At 74.2% G+C, this 21,735-nt stretch carries 20 protein-coding genes; 10 read left to right on the forward strand and 10 right to left on the reverse strand.

Annotated features, from left to right (window positions below):
* Window positions 1-26: 26 nt before the first annotated feature.
* From pcnB to ANAE109_RS01555, 4 genes are all read left to right on the forward strand, one after another.
* Complete coding sequence (gene pcnB / locus ANAE109_RS01540; RefSeq protein WP_234945218.1) at window positions 27-1,700, forward strand: polynucleotide adenylyltransferase PcnB; 1,674 nt, start codon at window positions 27-29, stop codon at window positions 1,698-1,700.
* A gap of 104 nt (window positions 1,701-1,804) precedes the next feature.
* Entirely contained in the window at window positions 1,805-2,554 is a 750-nt protein-coding gene (gene pyrH / locus ANAE109_RS01545; protein ID WP_011984626.1) for a UMP kinase, read from the forward strand.
* Window positions 2,555-2,571: 17 nt separating this feature from the next.
* A complete protein-coding gene (frr, locus tag ANAE109_RS01550; RefSeq protein WP_011984627.1) occupies window positions 2,572-3,135 on the forward strand; it encodes a ribosome recycling factor in 564 nt (187 codons plus the stop codon).
* On the forward strand, window positions 3,132-3,329 hold the full coding sequence (locus ANAE109_RS01555; RefSeq protein ID WP_011984628.1) for a hypothetical protein: 198 nt from the start codon (window positions 3,132-3,134) through the stop codon (window positions 3,327-3,329). Before frr ends, ANAE109_RS01555 begins: the two co-directional genes overlap by 4 nt.
* A gap of 27 nt (window positions 3,330-3,356) precedes the next feature.
* Here the strand turns inward: ANAE109_RS01555 and ANAE109_RS01560 are convergent, their stop codons facing one another.
* The 5 genes from ANAE109_RS01560 to ANAE109_RS01580 form a co-directional block, all read right to left on the reverse strand.
* Entirely contained in the window at window positions 3,357-3,566 is a 210-nt protein-coding gene (locus tag ANAE109_RS01560; protein WP_011984629.1) for a dodecin family protein, read from the reverse strand.
* A gap of 225 nt (window positions 3,567-3,791) precedes the next feature.
* Window positions 3,792-4,229 carry a hypothetical protein gene (locus ANAE109_RS01565; RefSeq protein ID WP_011984630.1) on the reverse strand — a complete coding sequence of 146 codons (438 nt, stop codon included), beginning with the start codon at window positions 4,227-4,229 and terminating at the stop codon, window positions 3,792-3,794.
* Window positions 4,226-5,104, reverse strand: a complete 879-nt coding sequence (locus ANAE109_RS01570) for a polyphosphate kinase 2 family protein (protein ID WP_234945219.1) — start codon at window positions 5,102-5,104, stop codon at window positions 4,226-4,228. The genes ANAE109_RS01565 and ANAE109_RS01570 overlap by 4 nt, the downstream gene beginning before the upstream one ends.
* A 44-nt stretch (window positions 5,105-5,148) precedes the next feature.
* Window positions 5,149-5,484 carry a hypothetical protein gene (locus tag ANAE109_RS01575; protein WP_011984632.1) on the reverse strand — a complete coding sequence of 112 codons (336 nt, stop codon included), beginning with the start codon at window positions 5,482-5,484 and terminating at the stop codon, window positions 5,149-5,151.
* Window positions 5,485-5,700: 216 nt separating this feature from the next.
* Complete coding sequence (locus tag ANAE109_RS01580) at window positions 5,701-7,404, reverse strand: NAD+ synthase (protein WP_011984633.1); 1,704 nt, start codon at window positions 7,402-7,404, stop codon at window positions 5,701-5,703.
* Between the two features lie 79 nt (window positions 7,405-7,483).
* On the opposite strand from ANAE109_RS01580, the gene ANAE109_RS01585 reads away from it, so the two are divergent.
* The 3 genes from ANAE109_RS01585 to ANAE109_RS01595 all read left to right on the forward strand — a co-directional run bounded on the left by ANAE109_RS01585 (window position 7,484) and on the right by ANAE109_RS01595 (window position 10,614).
* Window positions 7,484-8,449: an ABC transporter substrate-binding protein gene (locus ANAE109_RS01585; RefSeq protein ID WP_011984634.1), complete on the forward strand. Its 966-nt coding sequence runs from the start codon at window positions 7,484-7,486 to the stop codon at window positions 8,447-8,449.
* Window positions 8,450-8,614: 165 nt separating this feature from the next.
* A complete protein-coding gene (locus tag ANAE109_RS01590; protein WP_011984635.1) occupies window positions 8,615-10,015 on the forward strand; it encodes a serine protease in 1,401 nt (466 codons plus the stop codon).
* Between the two features lie 257 nt (window positions 10,016-10,272).
* Complete coding sequence (locus ANAE109_RS01595) at window positions 10,273-10,614, forward strand: LuxR C-terminal-related transcriptional regulator (RefSeq protein ID WP_011984636.1); 342 nt, start codon at window positions 10,273-10,275, stop codon at window positions 10,612-10,614.
* A 93-nt stretch (window positions 10,615-10,707) separates the two neighbouring features.
* Here the strand turns inward: ANAE109_RS01595 and tkt are convergent, their stop codons facing one another.
* The 4 genes from tkt to ANAE109_RS01615 all read right to left on the reverse strand — a co-directional run bounded on the left by tkt (window position 10,708) and on the right by ANAE109_RS01615 (window position 18,051).
* Window positions 10,708-12,705, reverse strand: coding sequence for a transketolase (tkt, locus tag ANAE109_RS01600; RefSeq protein ID WP_011984637.1), 1,998 nt, complete (start codon window positions 12,703-12,705; stop codon window positions 10,708-10,710).
* A 294-nt stretch (window positions 12,706-12,999) separates the two neighbouring features.
* A complete protein-coding gene (locus tag ANAE109_RS01605) occupies window positions 13,000-13,443 on the reverse strand; it encodes a histidine phosphatase family protein (protein ID WP_041448722.1) in 444 nt (147 codons plus the stop codon).
* Between the two features lie 2 nt (window positions 13,444-13,445).
* The gene (locus ANAE109_RS01610; RefSeq protein ID WP_011984639.1) at window positions 13,446-16,487 is read right to left on the reverse strand and encodes a malto-oligosyltrehalose synthase; all 3,042 of its coding nucleotides are present in this window, start codon (window positions 16,485-16,487) and stop codon (window positions 13,446-13,448) included.
* Window positions 16,471-18,051, reverse strand: a complete 1,581-nt coding sequence (locus ANAE109_RS01615; RefSeq protein ID WP_011984640.1) for a 4-alpha-glucanotransferase — start codon at window positions 18,049-18,051, stop codon at window positions 16,471-16,473. Before ANAE109_RS01615 ends, ANAE109_RS01610 begins: the two co-directional genes overlap by 17 nt.
* 154 nt (window positions 18,052-18,205) lie before the next feature.
* Between ANAE109_RS01615 and gluQRS the strand changes: the two genes are divergently transcribed.
* Window positions 18,206-19,219 (forward strand): tRNA glutamyl-Q(34) synthetase GluQRS, encoded by a 1,014-nt coding sequence (gluQRS, locus tag ANAE109_RS01620; RefSeq protein ID WP_011984641.1) that lies wholly within the window; start codon window positions 18,206-18,208, stop codon window positions 19,217-19,219.
* Here the strand turns inward: gluQRS and ANAE109_RS01625 are convergent, their stop codons facing one another.
* Complete coding sequence (locus tag ANAE109_RS01625) at window positions 19,220-19,759, reverse strand: hypothetical protein (RefSeq protein WP_011984642.1); 540 nt, start codon at window positions 19,757-19,759, stop codon at window positions 19,220-19,222.
* A 120-nt stretch (window positions 19,760-19,879) separates the two neighbouring features.
* Here ANAE109_RS01625 and ANAE109_RS01630 point away from each other — a divergent pair, with 120 nt between their 5' ends.
* Together ANAE109_RS01630 and ANAE109_RS01635 are read left to right on the forward strand one after the other, a co-directional pair.
* Window positions 19,880-20,443 (forward strand): tRNA-(ms[2]io[6]A)-hydroxylase, encoded by a 564-nt coding sequence (locus ANAE109_RS01630; protein ID WP_011984643.1) that lies wholly within the window; start codon window positions 19,880-19,882, stop codon window positions 20,441-20,443.
* A gap of 193 nt (window positions 20,444-20,636) precedes the next feature.
* Window positions 20,637-21,680, forward strand: coding sequence for a zinc-dependent alcohol dehydrogenase family protein (locus ANAE109_RS01635; protein ID WP_011984644.1), 1,044 nt, complete (start codon window positions 20,637-20,639; stop codon window positions 21,678-21,680).
* Window positions 21,681-21,735 lie beyond the last annotated feature (55 nt).

Consider the following 21,735-nt stretch of genomic DNA (forward strand, 5'->3'; position numbering starts at 1 on the left):
CCGCGAGCCAGGGAGTTGACCCCGGCGTGGACGCCCCCCGATCCGGCGACTACATGCACGACCGATCTCCGACCGACCTGCTCCCGGCGTCACACGAAGAAGAACTCGAAGAGAGCCGCCCCCACCGCCCGCCGCCCGGTCTCGCGCTCGATCCTCCGGAGGAGCCGCCGCCGGAGCATCCGCCCGAGATCCCGCTCGACCGCCTCGACGCCGACGCGGTGAGGGTCATCGCGCGGCTGCGGCACATGCGCCACCGCGCGTACTTCGTCGGCGGCTGCGTGCGGGACCTGCTCCTCGGCGCCAAGCCCAAGGACTTCGACGTCGCCACCGACGCCCATCCCGGCGAGGTGCGCGCCATCTTCCGCAACTGCCGCCTCATCGGCCGGCGCTTCCGGCTCGCGCACGTCTACTTCCGCGGCGGGAAGGTCATCGAGGTCGCGACCTTCCGCAAGAACCCGGTGGACGTGGGCGAGGACGTGCCGGACACGGACGACCTCCTCATCACGCGCGACAACGTGTTCGGCACCGCCGAGGAAGACGCGGTCCGCCGCGACTTCACGGTGAACGGCCTCTTCTACGACGTCGCGACCGGCGAGGTGATCGACTACGTCGGCGGCCGCGAGGACCTCGAGGCCCGCCGCATCGCGACCATCGGCGACCCCGAGATCCGCATGCGCGAGGACCCGGTGCGCCTGCTGCGCGCCGTCCGCTTCGCGGCCCGGCTCGGCTTCATCATCGCGCCCGACACCTTCGAGGCCATGCGCCGCCACGCGAGCGAGCTCGCACGCTGCGCGCCGGCCCGGGTGCTCGAGGAGATCTTCAAGATCCTGCGCTGCGGCGGCTCCGCCCGCGCCTTCGAGCTGCTCCGCGCGAGCGGGGCGCTGCCCGTCATCCTCCCGGCGCTCGCCGCCGCGCTGGAGAGCTGGGACACGACCGGCCGCCGCGCGTTCTTCGCGCACCTCGCCGCCCTCGACCGGCTGGTGCGGTCGGGCGAGGAGGTGTCCGACGCGGTGCTGCTCGGCGCGATCGTCATGCACCTCGGAGGCCCGGCCGCCGGCCCGTCGCCGCTCGAGCCCGCGTCCGTCGACGCGACGCCGGAGGAGGGCGCCCCGGCGCACGGCGGGCACGACGCCGCCGCCGCGCTCCTCGACTCGCTCGTCCAGAGCGCCCGGCTGCCGCGCAAGATCGCCGAGCGCACGCGCCTGGCGCTCCACGCCCTCCGGATGTTCCGGGACCCGCCGAAGAAGCGGCGCCGCCGCGGCCGTGGTGTGGCCGGCCAGAGCTACTACGAGGACGCGCTGCAGCTCCTCCAGATCTCCGTCGCCGCCACGGGCGAGGGGCAGGAGGTGCTGGAGCGCTGGCGTGCGACGTCCGGCGCCCACCCGGCGCCCGCGCCCGCGCGCGAGCAGCCCGAGCCGCGCCGCCGCGGCCCCGAGCGCACGCGGGAGCCACGCCGCGCGCACGCTCCCGCTGCGGCCGCTTCCGTCGAGATCCCCGTCCAGGCGCAGGAGACCGCCACGGAGGAGATCCCGTTCGTGGAGGTCGCCGCCGGAGGGGAGGCACCCGAGACGCCCCGTCCGGGCACCGAGGCCACCTCGGCGGCTGCAGGGGACGGCGCGCGCCGCCGCCGCCGCCGTCGCGGCGGACGCCGTCGCCGCCGTCGCGGCGCGGGCGAGGGCGCTCCCGCCGAGCAGCCCTGAGCCGACGAAGACACCCCGGCGCGCGGCCCGCGCGTCGGGTAGAATTTCGCTCCAATCCGCGCCGCCTTGACCGACCCGGCGCCCTTTTGTAGAACGCGCCGACCATGCCGAGCGACCGAGCCGCGACGCCGAAGCCCAGCTACAAGCGCATCCTCCTCAAGCTGTCGGGCGAGGCGCTCATGGGCGACGGCAAGTACGGCATCTCGCCGAAGACCCTCTCCGCCATCGCCGGCGACGTGAAGGACTGCGTCGATCTCGGCGTCGAGGTCGCGCTCACCATCGGCGGCGGCAACATCTTCCGCGGCGTGTCCGGGGCGACGGAGGGCATGGACCGCTCCTCCGCCGACTACATGGGCATGCTCGCCACCGTCATCAACGCGATGGCGCTGCAGGACGCGCTCGAGAAGATCGGCGTGAACACGCGGGTGCAGTCGGCCATCGAGATGCACCAGGTCGCCGAGCCCTACATCCGCCGCCGCGCCATCCGCCACCTCGAGAAGGGCCGGGTGGTGATCTTCGCGGCGGGCACCGGCAACCCGTACTTCACGACCGACACCGCCGCCTCCCTCCGCGCGATGGAGATCCACGCGGACGTGCTGCTCAAGGCGACCAAGGTCGACGGCGTCTACACGGACGATCCGAAGAAGAACCCGGCCGCCACCAAGTTCAAGCAGCTCAGCTACATCGACGTCCTGAAGAAGAACCTGAAGGTGATGGACTCGACGGCCATCAGCCTCTGCATGGACAACGACCTGCCGATCATCGTGTTCGACTCGACGCTGCGCGGGAACGTTCGCCGCGTCGTGCTGGGCGAGCAGATCGGGACCACGGTCGGCCGGCTCGAGGAGAAGTAGACACGAGGGGAGGGGCCATGAGCGTCGCGGACGACATCCTGAACGACCTGCACGGTGGCATCGCCAACACGCTGGACGACCTCCGGCGCGAGCTGGCTTCGGTCCGCACCGGCCGCGCGAGCCTGCACCTCCTCGACGGCGTGCGGGTCGACTACTACGGCACCTCCACCCCGCTGAACCAGGTGGCCACGCTCTCCGTCCCGGAGGCGCGGCTCATCATGGTGAAGCCCTGGGAGAAGAACCTCATCCCGGTGATCGAGAAGGCCATCCGGGACGCCAACCTCGGCGTGAACCCCCAGTCCGACAAGGACCTCGTCCGCGTCCCGATCCCGCCGCTCACCGAGGAGCGCCGCAAGGAGATCGTGAAGCAGGTGAAGCACAAGGGCGAGGATCACAAGGTCGCCATCCGCAACCAGCGCCGCGACGCGAAGGAGCTCATCGAGGTCGCGGAGAAGGACGGCGACATCGCGGCGGACGACGCGAAGAAGGCCCTCGACAAGATGCAGAAGGAGACGGACGAGGGCGTGAAGAAGGTCGACGAGATCGTCGCCGCGAAGGAGAAGGAAGTGATGCAGGTGTGAGGCTGCCTGCGCTCCTCCTCCTCCTCGGTCCCCTGTTCGTGATCGGCTTCGGCGCGGGCGCGCTCCGCGCCTGGTCGCACCGCCCAGGCGTGTCGGATCGCACGCGGCGCGCCCTCCAGGCGGTGTGGGTGCTGCTCCTGCTCGGCGGCACGCCCCTCTGGCTGTTCCTGGCGGCGACGCTCGGGATCTTCTGAGCCCGCCGCCCAGCCGAGCCGGCCGCGCTACTCCTCGAACTTGAACGAGAGCTTCAGCTTGGTCCGGTAGGCGGCGATCTTCCCGCCGTCGAGGTGGATGTCCAGCGCGGAGACCTCCGCCACGCGCAGATCTCGAAGAGACTTCGAGGCCGCCTCCACGGCGGCCTGCGCTGCCTTCTCCCACGACTCGGGGCTCGATCCCACGACCTCGATCACCTTGTAGATGCTGTTCGGCATCGCGGCTCCTCCTCACCGCGAACCTCGCTCGCGGCGCGCGGAACGGCACCGCCTCGCATGCGCACGTCGCGCGTCCGGCCGCGGGGAACCTTGGGCCGCCCCGCCGGCGGGTACCGCGGCGTGACCCGTCCGTCGGGTAGCCAGGAGATCGTGCGTCGAGGGGGCGCCCGCCACCTCGGCGGGCATGTCACGACGCGCCACTCGAAGCTCGGGATGAGCCGCGGCTCAGACCGGGAATACCATCGTGGCGAGCGCGATGAGCCAGAGCGTGTGGGCCATGCCGGACCACATGGCCATCCGCTTCACCGGCGAGTCGGTCGGCGGCACGTCCTGGCCCGCCGCGAGCCGAGTCGCGACGGCGCGCCAGGCCGGCCGCAGCCCGGCGAGCACGACCACCACGCGCACGATCGAGAGGGCGAACCCGACCATGATGCCGGTGCGCGGGTGCACCCCCTGGAAGGCGAGCACCAGCAGCCCGGTGAGGATGGTCGCCACGGCCATCGCCACGTCGAGCCCGATGGCCGGGTTCACGCGCGCGGCGAGGCCGGCGGGAAAGGGACGGCCGGCGGCGAGGGTGCGACGCACGTCGCCAGCGACCCAGAGCGTGGCGCCCAGCCAGGCGGACGCGGACAGGATGTGGAGGAACCGGAGCAGGTCGTTCAAGGTGTCTTTCCTTCGAGGAGTCGGATGGTGGCGCGCAGCACCTCGAGCCGCGCGTGCTTCTTGTCGTTCGCCGCGACGAGGAGCCACGGGGCGTCGGGCCGATGGGTGCGTGCGAGCATGTCCTCGATCGCGCGGCGGTAGGCGGGCGCTGCCTTCCGGTTGCGCCAGTCCTCCGGGCCGAGCTTGTAGCGCTTCACCGGGTCGGCTTCGCGGTCTCGGAACCGCTCGAGCTGCGTCTTGCGGTCGATGTGGAGAAAGAACTTGAGGAGCCGGATCCCGTCCGCGGTGAGCGTCCGCTCGAACGCGTTGATCTCGTCGTACGCGCGCCGCCACTCCTCGCCCGTCGCGAGCTTCTCGACGCGCTCCACGAGGACGCGCCCGTACCAGCTCCGGTCGAACACGGCCAGCTCGCCGCGCCGCGGGAGTCGCGTCCAGAACCGCCACAGCCAGTGGTACGATCGCTCCTCCTCGTTCGGCGCGCCGATCGGCCAGACCTTGTAGCCGCGCGGGTCCATGAGCGTCGTGAGCCGCTTGATGCAGCCTCCCTTGCCGGCCGCGTCCCAGCCCTCGAAGACGACGATCGCGCGACCCTCGTCGAGGAAGTTCCGGACTTGCAGCGCGTACGCCCGCCGCTGGAGGTCGACGATCACCTGCTCGTAGCGGTCTTCGTCGACCTTCACCGACAGATCGACGTCGTCGAGCGAGAGCGTCCCCGGGGCGAACACCGGGTAGGAGAGCGCGGCGTCGGCGGTGCGAGGGCGGCGGGCGGGCATGGCGGCTGGGGGCGCGCGGCGCCCGCCGGAACTTAACGCCAGCGCCGGCAGGGGCTCGTCACGCATGAGGGACACGGCGGGGGGCTCCGGCGTCTTCGCCACCGGTGTCTCCGACGGAGCGTGACAGGCCACCCCGAAGGCGGCAGTCACCCGCGCCGCAGCACCTCGTCGAGCCGGCCGGTGAGCTGACCGCGCGTCATCACCTCGTCCACCCCGGCCGCCTCGGCGGCCTCGATGAGATCCGCCTGAAGGTGGCCCAGGAATCCCACCACGCGCGCGCCGGTGTCCCGCTTGAGCGCCGCGAGCTCCTCCACCATGCCGGGCTGGTTGAGGTCCGCGAGCACGCTCGCACCCGCGGTCTCACGGACCACGTCCCCGAGTGGCCGGTCGCGGGGCGCGAGCAGGATGGGCACCGCAAGCCGCTCGGCGGCGGAGGTGATCTTGGAGCGGAAGAGCAGGTCCCGGACGGCGACGACGATCATGGGTGAGACCTAATCGCGGCGCGGGCCGAAGGCGAGCGGGACGGCCGTCGAGACGCCGGCAATGGTCCGGGGGGCGGCCGTACCGGACGAGGCGCGGAACTCTCGGTTTGGTCGGCCGGGGTCGGCCCGCCCTGTCGGAGCTCAGCTGATCGCAGCCTCCGGGAGGCGGATGGTCGTCGCGTCCGAGGGTCGCCGCGCGGCGCGGGGTCGCGCTCGTCAGTACCGGTACCCGTGCGCGATCGGGAACCGCCGGCCCTCGCCGAACGCCTTCTCGCTCACCTTCAGCACCGGCGCCGCCTGGCGGCGCTTGTACTCGCTCGCCACCACCATGCGCAGCACGCGGCGGACGGTCGCCTCGGGGTGGCCGCGCGCCACGATGGCGTCGAGCGGGAGCCGCTCCTCGACGTAGGCCTCGAGGATGTCGTCGAGGACGTCGTAGGGCGGCAGCGAGTCCTGGTCCACCTGGCCCGGCTTCAGCTCGGCCGAGGGCGGCTTCGTGAAGGTGCGCTCGGGGATGAGCGTGCGCCCCGCCCGCGCGTTCGCGGCGCGCGAGACCCGGTACACGAGCGTCTTCGGGACGTCGCCGATGACGGCGAGGCCGCCCGCCATGTCGCCGTAGAGCGTGCAGTAGCCGACCGCGAGTTCGCTCTTGTTGCCCGTCGAGAGCACGAGCCCGCCGGTGTCGTTCGAGAGCGCCATCAGGAGCTGGCCTCGGATGCGGGCCTGCACGTTCTGCTCGGCCAGGTCCCCGAGCGGCTTCCCCTCCGCCGCCTCGATCTGCCCGAGGAAGGCGGCGTGCATCGGCTCGATGGAGATCTCCTTGAAGGGGATCCCGAGGTGGTCGGCGAGGGCGGCGGCGTCCTCGCGCGAGTGGCCGGAGCTGTAGCGGGAGGGCATCGCCACGCCGAGCACGTTCGCCGCCCCGAGCGCGTCGGCCGCGAGGCAGGCCGTGAGCGCCGAGTCGATGCCGCCGGAGAGCCCCACGATGGCGCTGCGGAAGCCGCACTTGCGGACGTAGTCGCGGACCCCCAGCACGAGCGCGCTGTAGACCTCGTCCGCCTCCGGGTCGGGGGCGCCGGGCGCCACGGCGACGCCGTCGCGGCCGAGCGGGACCGCGCTGGCCGCGCCGGTCGCGAGCTCGGCGACCAGCAGCACCTCCTCGAAGAGCGGGGCGCGGGCGAGGATCGCGCCGTCGCTCCCCACCAGCATCGAGCCGCCGTCGAAGACGAGCGCGTCGTTGCCGCCCACCTGGTTCACGTAGGCGATGGGCGCGCCGTGGCCCGCCGCGCTCGCGGAGAGCATCCGCTCGCGCAGCCCCGGCTTGCCCATGGCGTAGGGCGAGGCGGAGATGTTCACCACCAGTCCGGCGCCCCCCCTCACGAGCTCGGCGATGGGATCGCGCGCGTAGCGCGGGTGGACCCAGAAGCGCTTGTCGTTCCAGACGTCCTCGCAGACGGACAGGCCGAGGCGGAGGCCGACGCCCCCCGCGTCCGCCGCGGTCGAGCTGTCGGAGGGCAGGAAGTAGCGCGTCTCGTCGAAGACGTCGTAGGTGGGCAGGAGCGACTTGCGCCCCACGGCGGCGACGCGCCCGTCGGCGATGAGCGCCGCCGCGTTGTAGACGCCGGGCGGCGGCGCGCCCGCGACGCCCTCGGGGAAGCCGACCACGATCGCGACGTCGCGCGACCACTCCGCCGGGGCGGCGAGCTCGGCGAGCGTGCGCGCGGCGCGCTCGAGGAACTCGGGGAGGTCGAGGAAGTCGCGCGGCGGGTAGCCGCAGAGGGCGAGCTCGGGGAACACGACGAGCGTCGCGCCCTCGGCGCGCGCCCGCTCCGTGACGGCGCGGATCTTCGCGGCGTTCCCCGCGAAGTCCCCGACCGTGGTGTTCACCTGCGCGAGGGCGATGCGTCCGGTGGGAGCCACGGTGGGGATGTTACATTGCCCCGCGCGCCCCGCGCCCGCACTTCCGCGGGCGCGGCCGGCGCGAAGTCGCCGAGCCGCCATGACCGCGTCCCCGCGCCGCCGCGTCCTCGCCGTGCTCCCGCTCGCGCTCGCGCTCGCCTGCTCGCGCCCGGCCCGGACGCTCCCCGAGGTGAAGGTCCACGTCGCCTCCGACCTGCCCGCCGAGGTGCTCGCCGACGTGGCCGCGCGGTTCGGGGTGGCGAAGGTGGTCCCCGTGGCCGCCGCCGCGGACGCCGAGCTCGCCTGGGTCGGGGATCCCGCCCAGGCCCTCGCGCTCGGCGAGCGGCTCGTCGCCGGCAGCGCCCCCGCCGCCGAGGACGTCCCGGCGCGCTGGCGCGATCCGAAGCGCCGCTTCGCACCGCTCGGAGCCCGCGCGCGCGTGCTGCTCGTCTCCCCCGCCGCGCGACTGCCGTTCTCGCCCTCGAACCTCCGCGATCTCGCCGACCCGCGCGCGCGTGGGCGGATCTCGGTGGTCCCGTTCGGCCGCGGCGCGGGACCGGTCACCATCGCCGCGCTCGTGCTCGCCTACGGTGGCGAGAGCGCGGGCCGCTTCCTCTCGCTCGTCGCCCGCAACGAGCCGCAGCTCGCGGACGCGGACGCCGAGGTCCGCGCGCGCGTCGCCTCGGGTCAGGCGACCTTCGGGCTCGCCGGCTCCCTCGAGGGCGCCGCCGCGGCGGCGAGCGCGACGCCGCTCGAGGTCGTCTACCCGGACCAGCTAGGCTCGGGCGCGGTGGCGCTGCCCACCGCGGTGGCGCTCCTCGGCGGCGCGTCCGACGCCGCCCGCGCCCTCGCGGCCTGGCTGGCGGGGCCGGACGCGGAGCGGGTGCTGGTGGCGCGGATCCCCGGGCTGCTCCCGCTGCGCGCGGAGGTGCCGGTGCCGGTCGGGGTGGAGCCGGCGGGGAACATCGTCTCGCTGCCGTTCGATTGGGACGCGCTCGCGGCGGAGACGGGGAAGCAGCGAGCGCGGCTGGAGCGGTGGCCGGAGGGGTTCACCGAGCGGAAGTGAGCGGGTGGACGTCGCCGGGCGGGACCCTGCAAAGGTCGCCGCGCGCGCTTCGACAGGCTCCGCGCGCACCAAACCGACGGGGGCCATGGCTCGGCGAGACGCACCGCCCGGGAGGACCCTTCCTCGCAGGCGCCGCCTGCACGGCGGGCCCCTACCTTCAGGCCGATGCAAGTCCGCGCAGCCCGCGCGCTCCTTTCCCTCGCCCTCGGCGGCCTCGCGGTCGCGGGGCCCGCACCCGTCGCGGCGCGCGGTGCGCGGGGGGCGGAGTGCGTGGGGCGCTACGCGGACACCCTCTCGGCGATGAAGGCCGCGGCGCGCGAGCGCGAGGCACGCCCGGCCGCGGACTACGTGTACTGCCTGCGGGCCACCGCGGTGTACGAGCACCTCTCCTACGGCCGCGGCGGGAAGCTGCGCCGGCAGTACTACACGAAGACCCGACACGGCACCGGCTTCGCCTACGGCGCGCGCGGCGGCGAGTCGCTCGTCGCCACGAACCACCACGTGGTGGACTTCCCGGAGGTGACGGGAGAGGACACCGAGCTCGAGGGCGTGCCGGCCGGCTCGCGACGGGTGCGAGAGGAGGTCCGCATCGTCTCCAGCGAGGCGGAGCCCGAGGCGCCGGGGCAGCACGCGCTCAGCGCCGTCGTCTCGGACGAGGCGCTCGACGTGGCGGTGCTCTCCACGCCCACGAAGCTCCGCACGCTCCCGTACCGCACCGGCAGCGCGCGAGACCTGCGGGTCGGGGACGCCGTGCTGGTGCGAGGCTTCCCGCTGGGCGCGTTCCCGGCCGCCAACGCGGGGCGGGTCATCGCCGTCGGGCAGCGCGACCTCGATCGTGGCTGGGACCACGAGGACTTCGCCGTCGACGCCCTCCTCAACCTCGGCAGCTCCGGCAGCCCCGTGCTCGCCGTCTCCTGCACCACCGGTGAGCCCGAGCTCGTCGGCATCTACCACGCGGGCTACAAGGGCGCGCAGGGGCTGAACGTGGTCGTCGGCATCGACCAGGTGCGCGGCCTGCTGGAAGGGCTGCGCGCCTCGCCGCGCGAGGTCGCCGCGCGGGATCCGGGCGTCGATCGGGCCTCGGCGCGTGCCGTGCTCGCGAAGGGGCCGGTCGTCATGCCTTTCGGGGGGCGCGTGGTGCGCGCCGAGCTCTCCGGCGGCGGAGTACGGTTCTCGCTCCTCGACGCGAGCTATCCCCTCTCGACCCGCGTGGAGCTCGCCGTGCTCGACACCGGCCCGCGCTCCGGCCCCGGCGGGGACGAGCTCAGCGAGGCGCTCTGGGAGCAGCTCGGGCTGGTCCTCCACTACCGGCGGGTCGAGGAGGAGCGCGAGAGCGCGAGCGCTTCGTCCGCGCGCGCGCGCGTCGAGGAGCACATCCGTGACCGCGAGGAGGAGCAGGCGGACCTCATCGCGGCGGCGGAGGCGGGCGCGGACGGGCTCGCGCTGATCGGAGGGGCGGTGCGCGACCCGGCGACCGGCACCGCGGCCCCCGACGCTCGGACGCCGAGAGGAGCCCCTCCTCCGCCCGCGCGCACGCGGGGCCTGCGACAAACGGTCGCCCCCTGACCCCGGCACACCGGAGGGTCGGCATGCGAGCTTTCGCCGCGCCCCCCGTCAGGACAATAGCCAGAAATCATTAGTGATACCAGTCCATTGCGAAATAGTTGTGCCGGGGGGTGGCAACCGTGTGGGGCGTTATTATCGTCCCCTTCGCCGACGACGGGCGACCGAGCGGGGGTGCGGTGAGGCAGCAGTAGCTCGGCTGTGCCTCGATTCGTTCGGCGAAACGGCCCTACACTTGGGGCCCTTCCGGGGAAGAAACGATGGCTCAGATCGATATCGAGATCCTCACGCCGTTCGCCGCCAAGTTCATGGAGGGCACGACGCTCACGCCTGCTGAGCGCGCCGAGGTCCTCCGGATCGCCCAGGGCTTCGCCTGCAAGGACTCCGCGGCCGCCGCTGGCGTCTCGCCCGAGACCATCCGCGCGCGCCGCAAGCGCATCTACCGCAAGCTCGACGTGCCCGGCTCCGGCGAGCTCCTCGCGAGCCTCCTCGCGCTCTCGCTCAAGATGCTCGCGAAGGGCGAGCGGATCGAGCCGCGCCCCGTCACGCCGGCGCAGCCGCAGCCGACCACGACGGTGTCGTCCGCCGTCGTCGCCCGCTAGTCGGGCGGAACAGAACGAGCTGGGCCACGCGCGCCTTCCCACGCGCCCCGGTCACGGGGTGCGGGGGAGGGCGCGCGATGCGTTTCAGGACGACTACCGCGCCAGCCAGCTCTCGATGCGTCCGGCGATCTGCGCGGGCGTGAAGCCGTACTCCTCGGCCAGCGCCTTCTCCGGCGCGCTCGCGCCGAAGCGATCGATGCCGAGCACGAGCCCGTCCTTGCCGACGTGCTTCCACCACTCGAGCCCGCGCGCCGCCTCGAGCGCCACGGCCGGCAGGCCCGGCGGGAGCACCTGGTCCTGCCACGCCTTCGGCTGCGCCTCGAAGCACGCGAGGCACGGCACCGACACGAGCCGGCCGCGGAGCCCCTTCTGCGCGAGGACCTCGAGGGCGGCCTGCGCGAGCGCCACCTCCGACCCCGTCGCCAGGATCGAGAACCGCGCGCCCTCGGGGGCCGCAACCACGTAGGCGCCGCGGAGCGCCGCCTCCGGGTCGAAGTCGCCGTCGCGCTTCACGGGCGCGATCTTCTGGCGCGACAGGATGAGCGCGGTCGGGCCGTTCCGGCGGGTGAGCGCGTGCGCCCACGCGACCGCCACCTCGTCGCCGTCGCACGGCCGGCACACGTGGAGGTTCGGGATGGCGCGCAGCGCGGTGAGGTGCTCCACCGGCTGGTGCGTGGGGCCGTCCTCGCCGAGGAAGATGGAGTCGTGCGTCCAGACGAAGACGTTCTGGAGCCCGGAGAGCGCGGCGAGGCGCACCGTCGGGCGCATGTAGTCGGCGAACTGCAGGAACGTGCCCGTGAACGGGATGTGAAGCCCGTCGTAGGCGAGGCCGTTCGCGATCGCGCCCATGGCGTGCTCGCGGATGCCGTAGTGCACGTTGCGGCCGGCCGGGGTCGACGGGGAGAACGACCCGCCGCCCTTGATGTCGGTGAGGTTCGACTCGGCGAGGTCGGCGGAGCCGCCGACCAGGCACGGGACGAGCGGGGCGATCTTCTGGATCGTCGCCGCGGAGAGCTTGCGTGTCGCCTCCGCGCCGGCGGCGCCGTCGAGGACGCGCTCCAGGATCCGCTCCGGCACCCAGCGGTCCACGTGCACGTCGAGCAGCGCGGCCTTCTCGCCGTTCGCCTGGCGCCAGGCGCGCTCCTTCTCGCGCCACGCCTCGACCTGCTTCGCCTTCTCCGCCTGCACCTCGCGCCAGAGCGCGCGCACGTCGTCGGGGACGAGGAAGCGCGGCTCCTCCGGCCAGCCCAGGTTCTTCTTCGTGGCGGCGAGCTCGGCCTCGCCGAGCGGCGCGCCGTGGGCCGACGACTTGCCGGCCTTGCCCGGCGAGCCGAAGCCGATGGTGGTGCGGACGCGGATGAGCGAGGGCTTCCCGAGCTCCGCCTTGGCGGCCTGGATGGCCCGGTCGATCCCGTCGTGATCGCGGCCGTCGACCTCCTGCACGTGCCAGCCGTAGCCCTCGAAGCGCTCCGTCACGTCCTCGCCGGTGAAGGCGATGGAGGTGTGGCCGTCGATGGTGATCTCGTTGTCGTCGTAGAGGTAGACGAGCCGGCCGAGCGCGTTGTGGCCGGCGAAGCTCGCCGCCTCGGCGGCGACGCCCTCCATGAGGTCGCCGTCCGACACGATGGCGTAGACGAAGTGATCCTCGAGGGGGTTGCCGGGGCCGAGCTTGGCCGAGAGCATCGCCTGGCCGAGGGCGAAGCCCACGCCGTTCGCGAAGCCCTGGCCGAGCGGGCCGCTCGTCACCTCCACGCCGGGCAGGTAGCCGAACTCGGGGTGTCCGGGCGTGCGCGAGTGGAGCTGCCGGAACTTCTTCAGATCCTCGACGGTGCAGTCGAAGCCGGCGAGGTGGAGGAGCGAGTACAGCAGCATCGACCCGTGGCCGGCCGAGAGGACGAACCGGTCGCGGCCGATCCAGCGCGGCTGCCGCGGATCGAACCGCAGGTGGCGCGTCCACAGGACGAAGGCCATGTCCGCGGCGCCCATCGGCATGCCGGGGTGGCCGCTGTTCGCCTGCTGCACGGCGTCGGCCGACAGCATGCGGATGGTGTTGACCGCCTTCTCGACGAGGTCTCTGCTCGCGCTGGGCACCGGGTTCCTCCGTGAAAACGCGGGCGCAACATCGCGCAGCGGGGGAGGGAGATCAAGGGGGACCCCTCGCCGGCCGCCCGACCGGTCGATCGCGGCCCCCGGCGGCGCCGGCGTCGCCGGAGAGGCGCTCACAGGGTTGTTCAGAATGCCGGGACCGAGCCAGGCGAGCGAGACGCGAGCAGCGCAAGGCGCGACGACCGAGCATGGCCGTAGGCCATGTAAGGGAGGAGCAACGCAGCGATGCGACGCGGATCGTTCGCCGCGGCGACGGGACCGGCGTTCTGGACAGCCCTCTCAGGGCGGCGGGCGGATCCAGGCGAGCGCGACCGTGCCGTCGGCGGCGACGTCCAGCGCCGCGACGGTGCCCGGCGGGACCGGGAGGTCGCGCCCCGCCGCGAGCGCGACGGCCTGGGCCAGCTCGGGGTTGTGGCCGACGAGGGCGGTCCCCGCCGGCGCGCGGCGCGCGAGCGACAGCAGGTCGCCCCCGCTCGACGCGCCGGAGGCGAGCGCGGGGTCCTCCGCGCTCGAGGCGCCCGTCGCGGCGGCGAGCAGCGCGGCCGTCTCAGCGGCGCGTACGAACGGCGAGGTCCGGATGGCGACCAGGGCGAGGGACGGGGAGAGCGCGCGCGCGTGGACCTCGAAGCGCGCGCGGCCCGGGGGCGTGAGGCGGCGGGCCTCGTCGGTGGTCGTCCTCGGCTCGGCGTCCGCGTGGCGGACGAGGTAGACGCGGCCGGCCACGGTCACTCCGAGACCAGCACGGCGACGGGGAAGTCCTCGAACAGCTCGGCGAGCGGGAGCGCGTCGCCCTCGCGCCGCGCGCCGGTCACGACGTCGCGCCACCGGCGCGGCAGGCCGTGCGGGACCTCGAGCGCGCCCTCCCAGCGGATCCGGCCGCCGCCCGCCTCGAGGAGCCCGAGCACGAGCCGGGGGACCACGCACAGCGCGGCGCGCCCGCCGTTGCCGGCGTGCGCCCTCGCGAACGCGAACACGCTCCGGGCGTGCGGTCCCTCCGCGTGCGCCGGGCGGTAGTCGCCGGCGAGGAAGAGCTCGCGCTGCTCCCGTCGCGCGTGCAGCGCCGCGTGCAGGAGGAGGAGCTTCGCCCGGCCGTCGGCGAGCGTCTCCGGGGCGGAGACGCTCCGGGCGAGGTCTCGGCGCGCCGCGGGGCCGCGGGCGAGGTCTGCGCGAAGCGCCTCGAGCGTCTGCGCGCGCAGCGCGTAGTCCACCGGCCGGCGGTTGTCGGGATCCACGAGGGAGAGATCCCAGAGCTCGCAGCCCTGGTACACGTCCGGCACGCCCGGCGCGGCGCACTTCACGGCCACCTGGGCGAGCGAGGAGAGCCGCCCGACGGCGGCGACGCGCGCCGAGAACGCGCCGAGGTCAGCGAGGAAGGCGGGCGAAGCGAGGATGCGCTCGACGAAGGTCCGGACGCCGGCCTCGTAGTCCTCGTTCGGGCTCGTCCAGCTCGTGTGCACCTTCGCCTCGCGGAGCGCCTTCTCCATGTAGCCCTGGATCCTGCCCACGAAGTCGGCGTGTGCGCGCGTGCCCGGCGTCACCCCGCCGTCGGGCAGGGCGCCGACGAGCGTCTGGTAGAGCAGGAGCTCGTCGGCGCGGTCCGGTGCGCCGCCGCCCTCGCCGCCCACGTGCGCCCGGTTCATCCGGTGCCAGCGCAGCACCGCGGCGCGCCACTCGGTGGGGATCTCCGAGAGCGCGTCGATCCGGACGCGCACGTCCTCGCTCCGCTTGGTGTCGTGCGTGGAGGTGGAGGAGAGCGACCCCGGGAAGCGCGCCTGCCGCTCCGAGAGCAGGCCGTGCACCTCCTCCGGCGTCGTCCCGAAGTGGCGCGGCTCGCCGCCGACCTCGTTCAGGGAGACCAGCCGCACGTACGTGTAGAACGCGGTGTCCTCGACGGCCTTGGCCGTCACCGGGCCGGTGATCTGCTGGAGCTTGAGGGTGAGCTCGAGCCACTCCCGCCGCTCGTCCTCGGTGAGCTCCTCCGGGTAGCGCTGGAGCACGACGTCGCGGAGGAAGTCGTAGATGGACGGGTCCACGACCGGGCTCCGCCGCCGGGCGCGCGCGATGGTGCGCTCGACGAGCGCGCGGTCGCGGTCGTCCACCTCGCCGCGCCGCGTGACGTAGGTGCGGTAGACCGGGAACAGGGCCACGAACTCCACGAGCGCGCGGGTGAGCTCGTTCAGCGTGAAGTCGCGCGTGCGCCGGTTCATCTCGCTGATGCGGTTGAGCCGGTGCGCGAGCATGTTCACCTCGCCCGCCATCGAGGAGGACATGACGAGCCGCTTCTTGTCGGCCACCACGTCGGCGAACTGCTCGCGGCGGCCGGAGAGGCGCGCCCACATGCCGTCGAAGGCGCGCTCCGCCTCCGGCTCGACGAACAGCCCGTTCACCGCGGCGAGGAACTCGTAGCCGGTGGTGCCGTCCACGTCCCAGCCGTCGGGCATCCGCTCCGGCGCGATCAGGATCTTCTCCACGACCACGTAGAGCGGCCGGGGCGGGAGCCGCCCCGCCTCGAGCGCCTCGAACACCCGCTCGAGGACGAGCGCCTCCGTGTCGGGCTCGAGCGGCGTGCCGCGCCGGGCGGCGAGGGCGCGGGCGCGCTCGACGAGGTACGACGCCTGGAGCCTCCGGAAGTACGCCGGCGGGGCGTAGAGGCCGTCGGGGTGGTCGATGCGCAGCCCGCTGATGCGTCCGTCGCGCAGGAGCCCGAGGACGAGGCGGTGGGCCTCCTGGAAGACGCGCGGCTCCTCCATGCGGATCGCGGCGAGGGCGTTCACGTCGAAGAACCGGCGGTAGTTGATCTCCTCGCCGGCCACCCGCCAGAACGCGAGCCGGTAGGCCTGGCCCTCGAGGAGCTTCTCGAGCAGATCGAAGCTCCGCCGCTCGCTCTTCCGGCCGTTGAAGATGCGGATGTTCTCGTCCACGAACGCCCGCACGCGCGGGCTCGCCTCGCACAGCGACGCGAGGCGGCGCTTCGCGACCTCCTTCTCCCGGGCGCGATCCGCGACCGCCTGCGGCGAGGTGTCGGTGCGGGGCGCGAGCTTCTCCAGCGAGACGCAGATGGACTCGAGCTCCTGGTAGTGGACGTCGCCCGGGCCGAGCTCGCCGCGGAGCTCGTCGAGCCGATGCCGCAGCAGCTGCGGCACGGAGCGGGGCGCGACCGGGAACACGTGGTCCCAGTAGCGCACCACGAGCGCGCCGCCCTCGCGCGCGAGCTGGAGCTCGCCGCGCTCGAGGACCTTCCCGAACTGATCCCCGAGGAGCGGGACGAGCACCTTGTGGCCGAGCTCGGCCTTCAGCGGCCGCCACTCGACGTCGAAGGCCCGCGCGTGGACCGACGACGGCCCGTTCTCGAGCACGTCCATCCACCACGCGTTCCGCGGTCCGATGCCCATGTGGTTGGGCACGAAGTCGACGAGGATCCCCATGCCGCGCTGGGCGCACGCACCCGCGAGGCGCAGGAAGCCCTCCTCGCCGCCGAGCTCCGGGTTGAGGCGGCCGTGGTTCACGACGTCGTACCCGTGCGTGGAGCCGGGCGCCGCCTCGAGGATGGGCGAGACGTACAGGTCCGAGACGCCGAGGGCGTGGAGGTACGGCACGACTCGGGCGGCGTCCTCGAAGCCGAACCCGCCGTGGAGCTGCAGGCGGTAGGTGGAGGCCGGCCGCCGGGTCGAGCCCTCGCCGCGCGCCGCCTCCTGCGCGAGCGCCTCGACGAGCTCGGCCGCGAGCGCCACCCGCTCGGTCGCCGCCGTCTCAGCCGCGCTCGCCACCGGTGCTCCCCACGAGCCGCCCGCTCCGCGCGGCGAGGTCGCGCAGCCGGTCGCGCGCGCCCAGGTCGGCCGCGAGCGCGCCGAGGTGGCGCGGCATCCGGTACGTCCAGTTCTCGGCGGTCACCGTCCCCGGCACGTTCACGCGGTCGCGCAGCCCGAAGGCGTCCTGGAACGGCAGGAGGAGGAGCTCCGAGCCCGCCGCGTAGACGAGCTCGAGCAGCGCGTCGCGCACGGCGTCGTCGTAGAAGGCCTTCTCGCGCGCGCGCAGGCCGGCCAGCCCGGGCAGGGCGAGGAGCGCCGCGCGCTCGTCGTCCGGCATCCCGTCCCACCAGTCCGCCAGCGAGTCGGTGTCGTGCGTGCCCGTCGTGGCGACCGAGAGGGCCGGCCAGGTGCGAGGGTCGCGGAACGGCTGGTCCGGAACGTGCCAGTGGCGCTCCCAGCGGAGGACGCAGTAGCCGGGGACCTCGATGCGCCGGAGCGACTCGCGCACGAAGTCCGGGACGGTGCCGAGGTCCTCCGCCGTGACGCGCGCGCCGGCGGAGAAGAGGCCGAGGACGCGCTCGCCGTTCTTCGTCTGCGCCTCCTCGCCCTCGGGCACGAACGCCGGCGGGCTGCCGTCGTTCGGGAAGAAGTAGGTGCGGTACAGCCCGACCACGTGGTCCACCCGGTACAGGCCGTACAGGTCCGCCATGCGGCGCGCGCGCTCCCGCAGCCAGGGGTAGCCCTCGCGCTCCATCGCGTCCCAGCGGTACACGGGCAGACCCCAGTCCTGGCCGGTCGCGCTGAACGCGTCGGGGGGGACGCCCACGCGCGCGTCGAGCCGGAAGTCGCCTCGCCGCGCCCAGACGTCGGCGGAGTCGGTCGCCACCATGAAGGGCAGGTCGCCGGCGAGCTCCACGCCGGCCTCGTTCGCCGCGCGCCGCGCGGCGTGCCACTGCTCCTCGAGCTGCCACTGGAGCCAGGTGTAGAAGAGGATCGTGCGGGAGTGGCGCGCGCGGGCCTCGGCGAGCGCCTCCGGGGCGCGCTCGCGCAGCTGCTCGGGCCAGTCCATCCAGGCGCGGCCGCCGAGGGCGTCGTCGTGGATCGCGACGAAGAGCGCGTAGTCGTCGAGCCAGGCGGCCTCCGCGCGCGCGAACGCCTCGAGCGCCCGGGCCCGCGCGGTCCCGCGGGACCACTCGTCGCGCTCGAAGCGCGCGAAGGCGAGCTCCAGGGCGCGGCGCTTCAGCGCACGGACCTCGTTCCAGCGCACCGACGGCGCGGCGCGCACCCGCGCGAGCCGCTCGCGGTCCTCGGAGGAGAGCGCCTCCTCTCCGCCCGCCGCCTCGAAGTCCTCGAGCCCGCCGAGCGCGAGGTAGACCGGATCGATGGCGAAGGCCGACAGCGCGGCGTAAGGGCTGTGCTGCCCGCGCGACGCCTCGTTCACCGGCAGCACCTGCACGATGGAGAAGCCCGCCCCGGCGCACCAGCGGCCGAACGGGACGAGGTCGGGGATCTCGCCGACGCCCCAGTCGCGGGCCGAGCGGAGCGAGAAGAGCGGGAGGAGGACGCCGGCCTGTCGGGGCATGGGTCGGGGGGGCTCGGAGCGGGCCCTGGGTCGCGCTCGAAAGGATGGGGCTTGTGGTGATCGGGGGCAGGGGATTATCAGGAGCCGCGCCCATCCGGCACCCTGAAAAGCGGGTGTGGCGCGGCGCGCGCCTCGTGGCGAGGTCGCGCGGCCGATGACCCTCGAGGCGGGCCGCGAGGCCCTCACGCACACTCCCTTGCGACGCGGCCGCTTCGCCCCCTCCCCCACGGGCCCGCTCCACCTCGGCAACGCCCGGACGGCGCTCCTCTCCTGGCTCGCCGCGCGGGCGCTCGGAGGCCGCTACGCCCTGCGCGTCGAGGACCTCGACGCCCCGAGGGTCCGGCCCGGCATGGAGCCGCGCATCCTCGACGAGCTGCGCTGGCTCGGGCTCGACTGGGACGAAGGCCCGGACGTGGGAGGCCCGGCCGGCCCGTACCGACAGTCGGAGCGGCTCGAGCGCTACGCGGCGGCGCTCGAGCGGCTCCGCGCGGCGGGGCACGTGTACCCGTGCTTCTGCTCGCGCGCCGAGATCGCCGCCTCGGCGCAGGCGCCTCACGGGCCCTCCGACGACGGCCCGCGCTACCCGGGGACCTGCCGCGCCCTCTCCGCCGCCGAGCGCGCGGAGCGCGCCCGGACCCGCGCCCCGTCGTGGCGGTTCCGCGTCCCGCACGGCCCCGTCGCGTTCGACGACGGCGTGCACGGACCTCGGACCGCGGACGTCCTCGCCACGGTGGGCGACTTCGTCGTGGCGCGCGCCGACGGCGTCCCGGCCTACCAGCTCGCGGTCGTGGTGGACGACGCGGCCATGGAGGTCACCGAGGTCGTGCGAGGCGACGACCTCCTCCCCTCGACCGCGCGCCAGCTCCTGCTCTACCGGGCGCTCGCGCTCGCGCCGCCGCGCTTCGCCCATGTCCCGCTCGTCGTCGGCGAGGACGGCGAGCGGCTGGCGAAGCGGCACGGCGCGCTCTCGCTCGGGGAGCTGCGCGAGGGCGGGGCCGCGCCGGACGCGGTGACGGGGCTCCTCGCCGAGCTGTCCGGGCTGACGCCGCCAGGCGTGCGCTGCCGGCCCTCGGACCTCGTCGCGGGCTTCTCGCTCGCGCGCCTCCCCCGCGCGCCGGCGGCGCTCGCCGCCGCGCGCGTCGCCGCGCTGCTCGACGGTGAAGCCTGATCAGAACTCCACGCCCACCCGGCCGAGCATCCCGAGCGCGGGCTCGCCGCTCGGGGTCCCCGGCAGCCCCCAGCGCGCGAGCCCCCACACGCCGAGGCGCAGCGGGAAGGCCGGGATCTTCAGCGACACGCCCGGCCGCGCGCCGTAGAAGGTCGACCACTCGCCGGCGACCGCCGCGCCGAGGTCCTCGCGCGAGCGCAGGCTCGCGGCGCCCAGCTCGCCGAGGAGCTCGAGCCGCAGGAGCGGCAGCACGTCGAAGGCGAGACCGGCGAGCCCGCTCGCGTCGTAGCGCTCGAGCCGGGAGCCGTCGAAGTACCCGCCCGCCGCCGCTCCCACCGCGAGCGAGCCCACGCGCAGGAGGACGGTCCCGCCCAGCTGGCCCATCTGCGCCAGCGGCTCGTTCGACCCCGGCGCGCGCTGCACGCCGAGCTGCTCGGCGCCGAGGGTGGCCTCGAGCCCCAGAGACACCGCCGCCCGGGCCGTCCCCGCCCGAGCGAGCGTCGCCATCGCCACCACCACCACCACCGTCCGGACGTGCATGCGCTCTCCTCCCCGGGTGATCGGGCGCCTCACCCAAGCTGCGCACCGCGCGGCACCCGGCCGACTCCGCACCGGGGGAACGACCGGGCGAGAGAGCGGGTGCCGCGCTAGATCCGGCCCGTGATCCTCCGCTCCGCCACCGACCCCCGCTGGCTCCCCGTCGCGCTCGCCGAGCTGCGCGCCACGCTCGCCGACCACGCCCACTGCGAGAAGAAGGCGGCCGCGAGCGCGCTGAAGCTCGTCGCCGATCACGCCGATCGGCCCGATCTCGTCCACAGCCTCGCGCGGCTCGCGCAGGAGGAGCTGCAGCACTTCCTCGCCGTGCTCGCCGAGATGGCCCGCCTCGGCGTGCCGCTCCCGTCCGACGAGGGGGACCCGTACGCCCAGGCGCTCCTGCGGCGCGTCCGCGGCGGACCGGGGCGCCTCGCCGACCGGCTCCTCGTGGCCGCGCTCATCGAGGCGCGCAGCTGCGAGCGGCTCGGGCTGCTCGCCGCCGCGCTCGAGGACCCGCGGCTGCGCGAGCTGTACGCGCGGCTCGCGCAGTCGGAGGCGGGGCACGAGCGGCTGTTCGTCGAGCTCGCGCGGCGTCACGGCGCGGGCGACGTGGAGGCGCGCCTCGCGGAGCTGGCCGCGGACGAGGCCCACATCGTCGCGGGTCTCCCGCTCCTGCCGCGCATTCACTGACCGCGTCCTCCGCGGGGGTCCCGGTCCGGAGCCGGCGAGCCCGCGCACCGGGAGCGGCGAGGCGAGCGCCGATGCGCGAAACGGTCGCATCCGTCGTGGTCCTGCCATTCCGCGCTCGGGCGGGGGACGCTGCGAAACGGCGCGGCGCGCTCGTTCCGCTCGCCGCGACGGTCGAGGACCGGAGGAGGCTCGAATGAAGGCGCTCGTCTATCACGGACCCGGCAAGAAGGCCTGGGAGGAGAAGCCGAAGCCGACGATCAAGGGACCCACCGACGCGATCGTGAAGGTCCTGAAGACCACCATCTGCGGCACCGACCTCCACATCCTGAAGGGCGACGTCCCGGCGGTCACGGACGGGCGGATCCTCGGCCACGAGGGCGTCGGCGTGATCGAGGAGGCGGGCCCGGCCGTCACGAACTTCAAGAAGGGTGACCGGGTCCTGATCTCCTGCATCACCTCGGACGGCAAGTGCGAAGCCTGCAAGAAGGGGATGTACTCGCACTGCGCGAACGGCGGCTGGATCCTGGGGCATCTCATCGACGGGACGCAGGCCGAGTACGTCCGCGTCCCGTACGCCGACACCAGCCTGTACGCGGTGCCCCGCGGCGCCGACGAGGGCGCGCTCGTCATGCTGAGCGACATCCTCCCCACCGGCTTCGAGGTGGGCGTGCGCAACGGCGCCGTGAAGCCGGGCGACAGCGTGGCCATCGTCGGCGCCGGTCCGATCGGGCTCGCCGCGCTCGTGACGGCGCAGTTCTACTCGCCCGCCGAGCTCATCATGGTGGACCTGGACGACAACCGCCTCGAGGTGGCGAAGCGCCTCGGCGCGACGCGCGCCGTGAACAGCGGCGACGGCAAGGCGGTCGAGAAGGTCATGGCGCTCACCGGCGGCAAGGGCGTGGACGTCGCCATCGAGGCGGTGGGCATCCCGGCGACGTTCGACGTCTGCCAGGACATCGTCGCGGCCGGCGGGCACGTCGCGAACGTCGGCGTGCACGGCAAGAGCGTCTCCCTGAAGCTCGAGAAGCTCTGGATCCACAACGTCACGATCACGACCGGGCTGGTCGACACGAACACGACGCCCATGCTCCTCAAGACCGTCGTCGCGGGACGGCTCGCCCCTCGCGAGCTCATCACGCACGAGTTCGCGCTCGACGACGTGATGAAGGCCTACGAGACCTTCGGGAACGCCGCGAAGGAGCGAGCGCTGAAGGTCCTCATCCAGGCCGCGGGCTGACGGGGCGCGCGCGGACCCGCCCCGCGGACGGCGGGGTCGGTCCGCGCGGAGGGAT

Origin of the sequence: Anaeromyxobacter sp. Fw109-5 (assembly GCF_000017505.1) — a bacterium.
Lineage (GTDB): Bacteria > Myxococcota > Myxococcia > Myxococcales > Anaeromyxobacteraceae > Anaeromyxobacter.

Bases quoted from the DNA above. Each gene is read 5' to 3' on its own strand.
- ANAE109_RS01595 (WP_011984636.1), top strand. From the start codon at position 10,273: ATGGCTCAGATCGATATCGAGATCCTCACGCCGTTCGCCGCCAAGTTC.
- ANAE109_RS01560 (WP_011984629.1), bottom strand. From the start codon at position 3,566: ATGCCGAACAGCATCTACAAGGTGATCGAGGTCGTGGGATCGAGCCCC.
- ANAE109_RS01575 (WP_011984632.1), bottom strand. From the start codon at position 5,484: ATGATCGTCGTCGCCGTCCGGGACCTGCTCTTCCGCTCCAAGATCACC.
- pyrH (WP_011984626.1), top strand. From the start codon at position 1,805: ATGCCGAGCGACCGAGCCGCGACGCCGAAGCCCAGCTACAAGCGCATC.
- ANAE109_RS01585 (WP_011984634.1), top strand. From the start codon at position 7,484: ATGACCGCGTCCCCGCGCCGCCGCGTCCTCGCCGTGCTCCCGCTCGCG.
- ANAE109_RS01590 (WP_011984635.1), top strand. From the start codon at position 8,615: ATGCAAGTCCGCGCAGCCCGCGCGCTCCTTTCCCTCGCCCTCGGCGGC.
- ANAE109_RS01625 (WP_011984642.1), bottom strand. From the start codon at position 19,759: ATGCACGTCCGGACGGTGGTGGTGGTGGTGGCGATGGCGACGCTCGCT.
- ANAE109_RS01615 (WP_011984640.1), bottom strand. From the start codon at position 18,051: ATGCCCCGACAGGCCGGCGTCCTCCTCCCGCTCTTCTCGCTCCGCTCG.
- frr (WP_011984627.1), top strand. From the start codon at position 2,572: ATGAGCGTCGCGGACGACATCCTGAACGACCTGCACGGTGGCATCGCC.
- gluQRS (WP_011984641.1), top strand. From the start codon at position 18,206: ATGACCCTCGAGGCGGGCCGCGAGGCCCTCACGCACACTCCCTTGCGA.
- ANAE109_RS01635 (WP_011984644.1), top strand. From the start codon at position 20,637: ATGAAGGCGCTCGTCTATCACGGACCCGGCAAGAAGGCCTGGGAGGAG.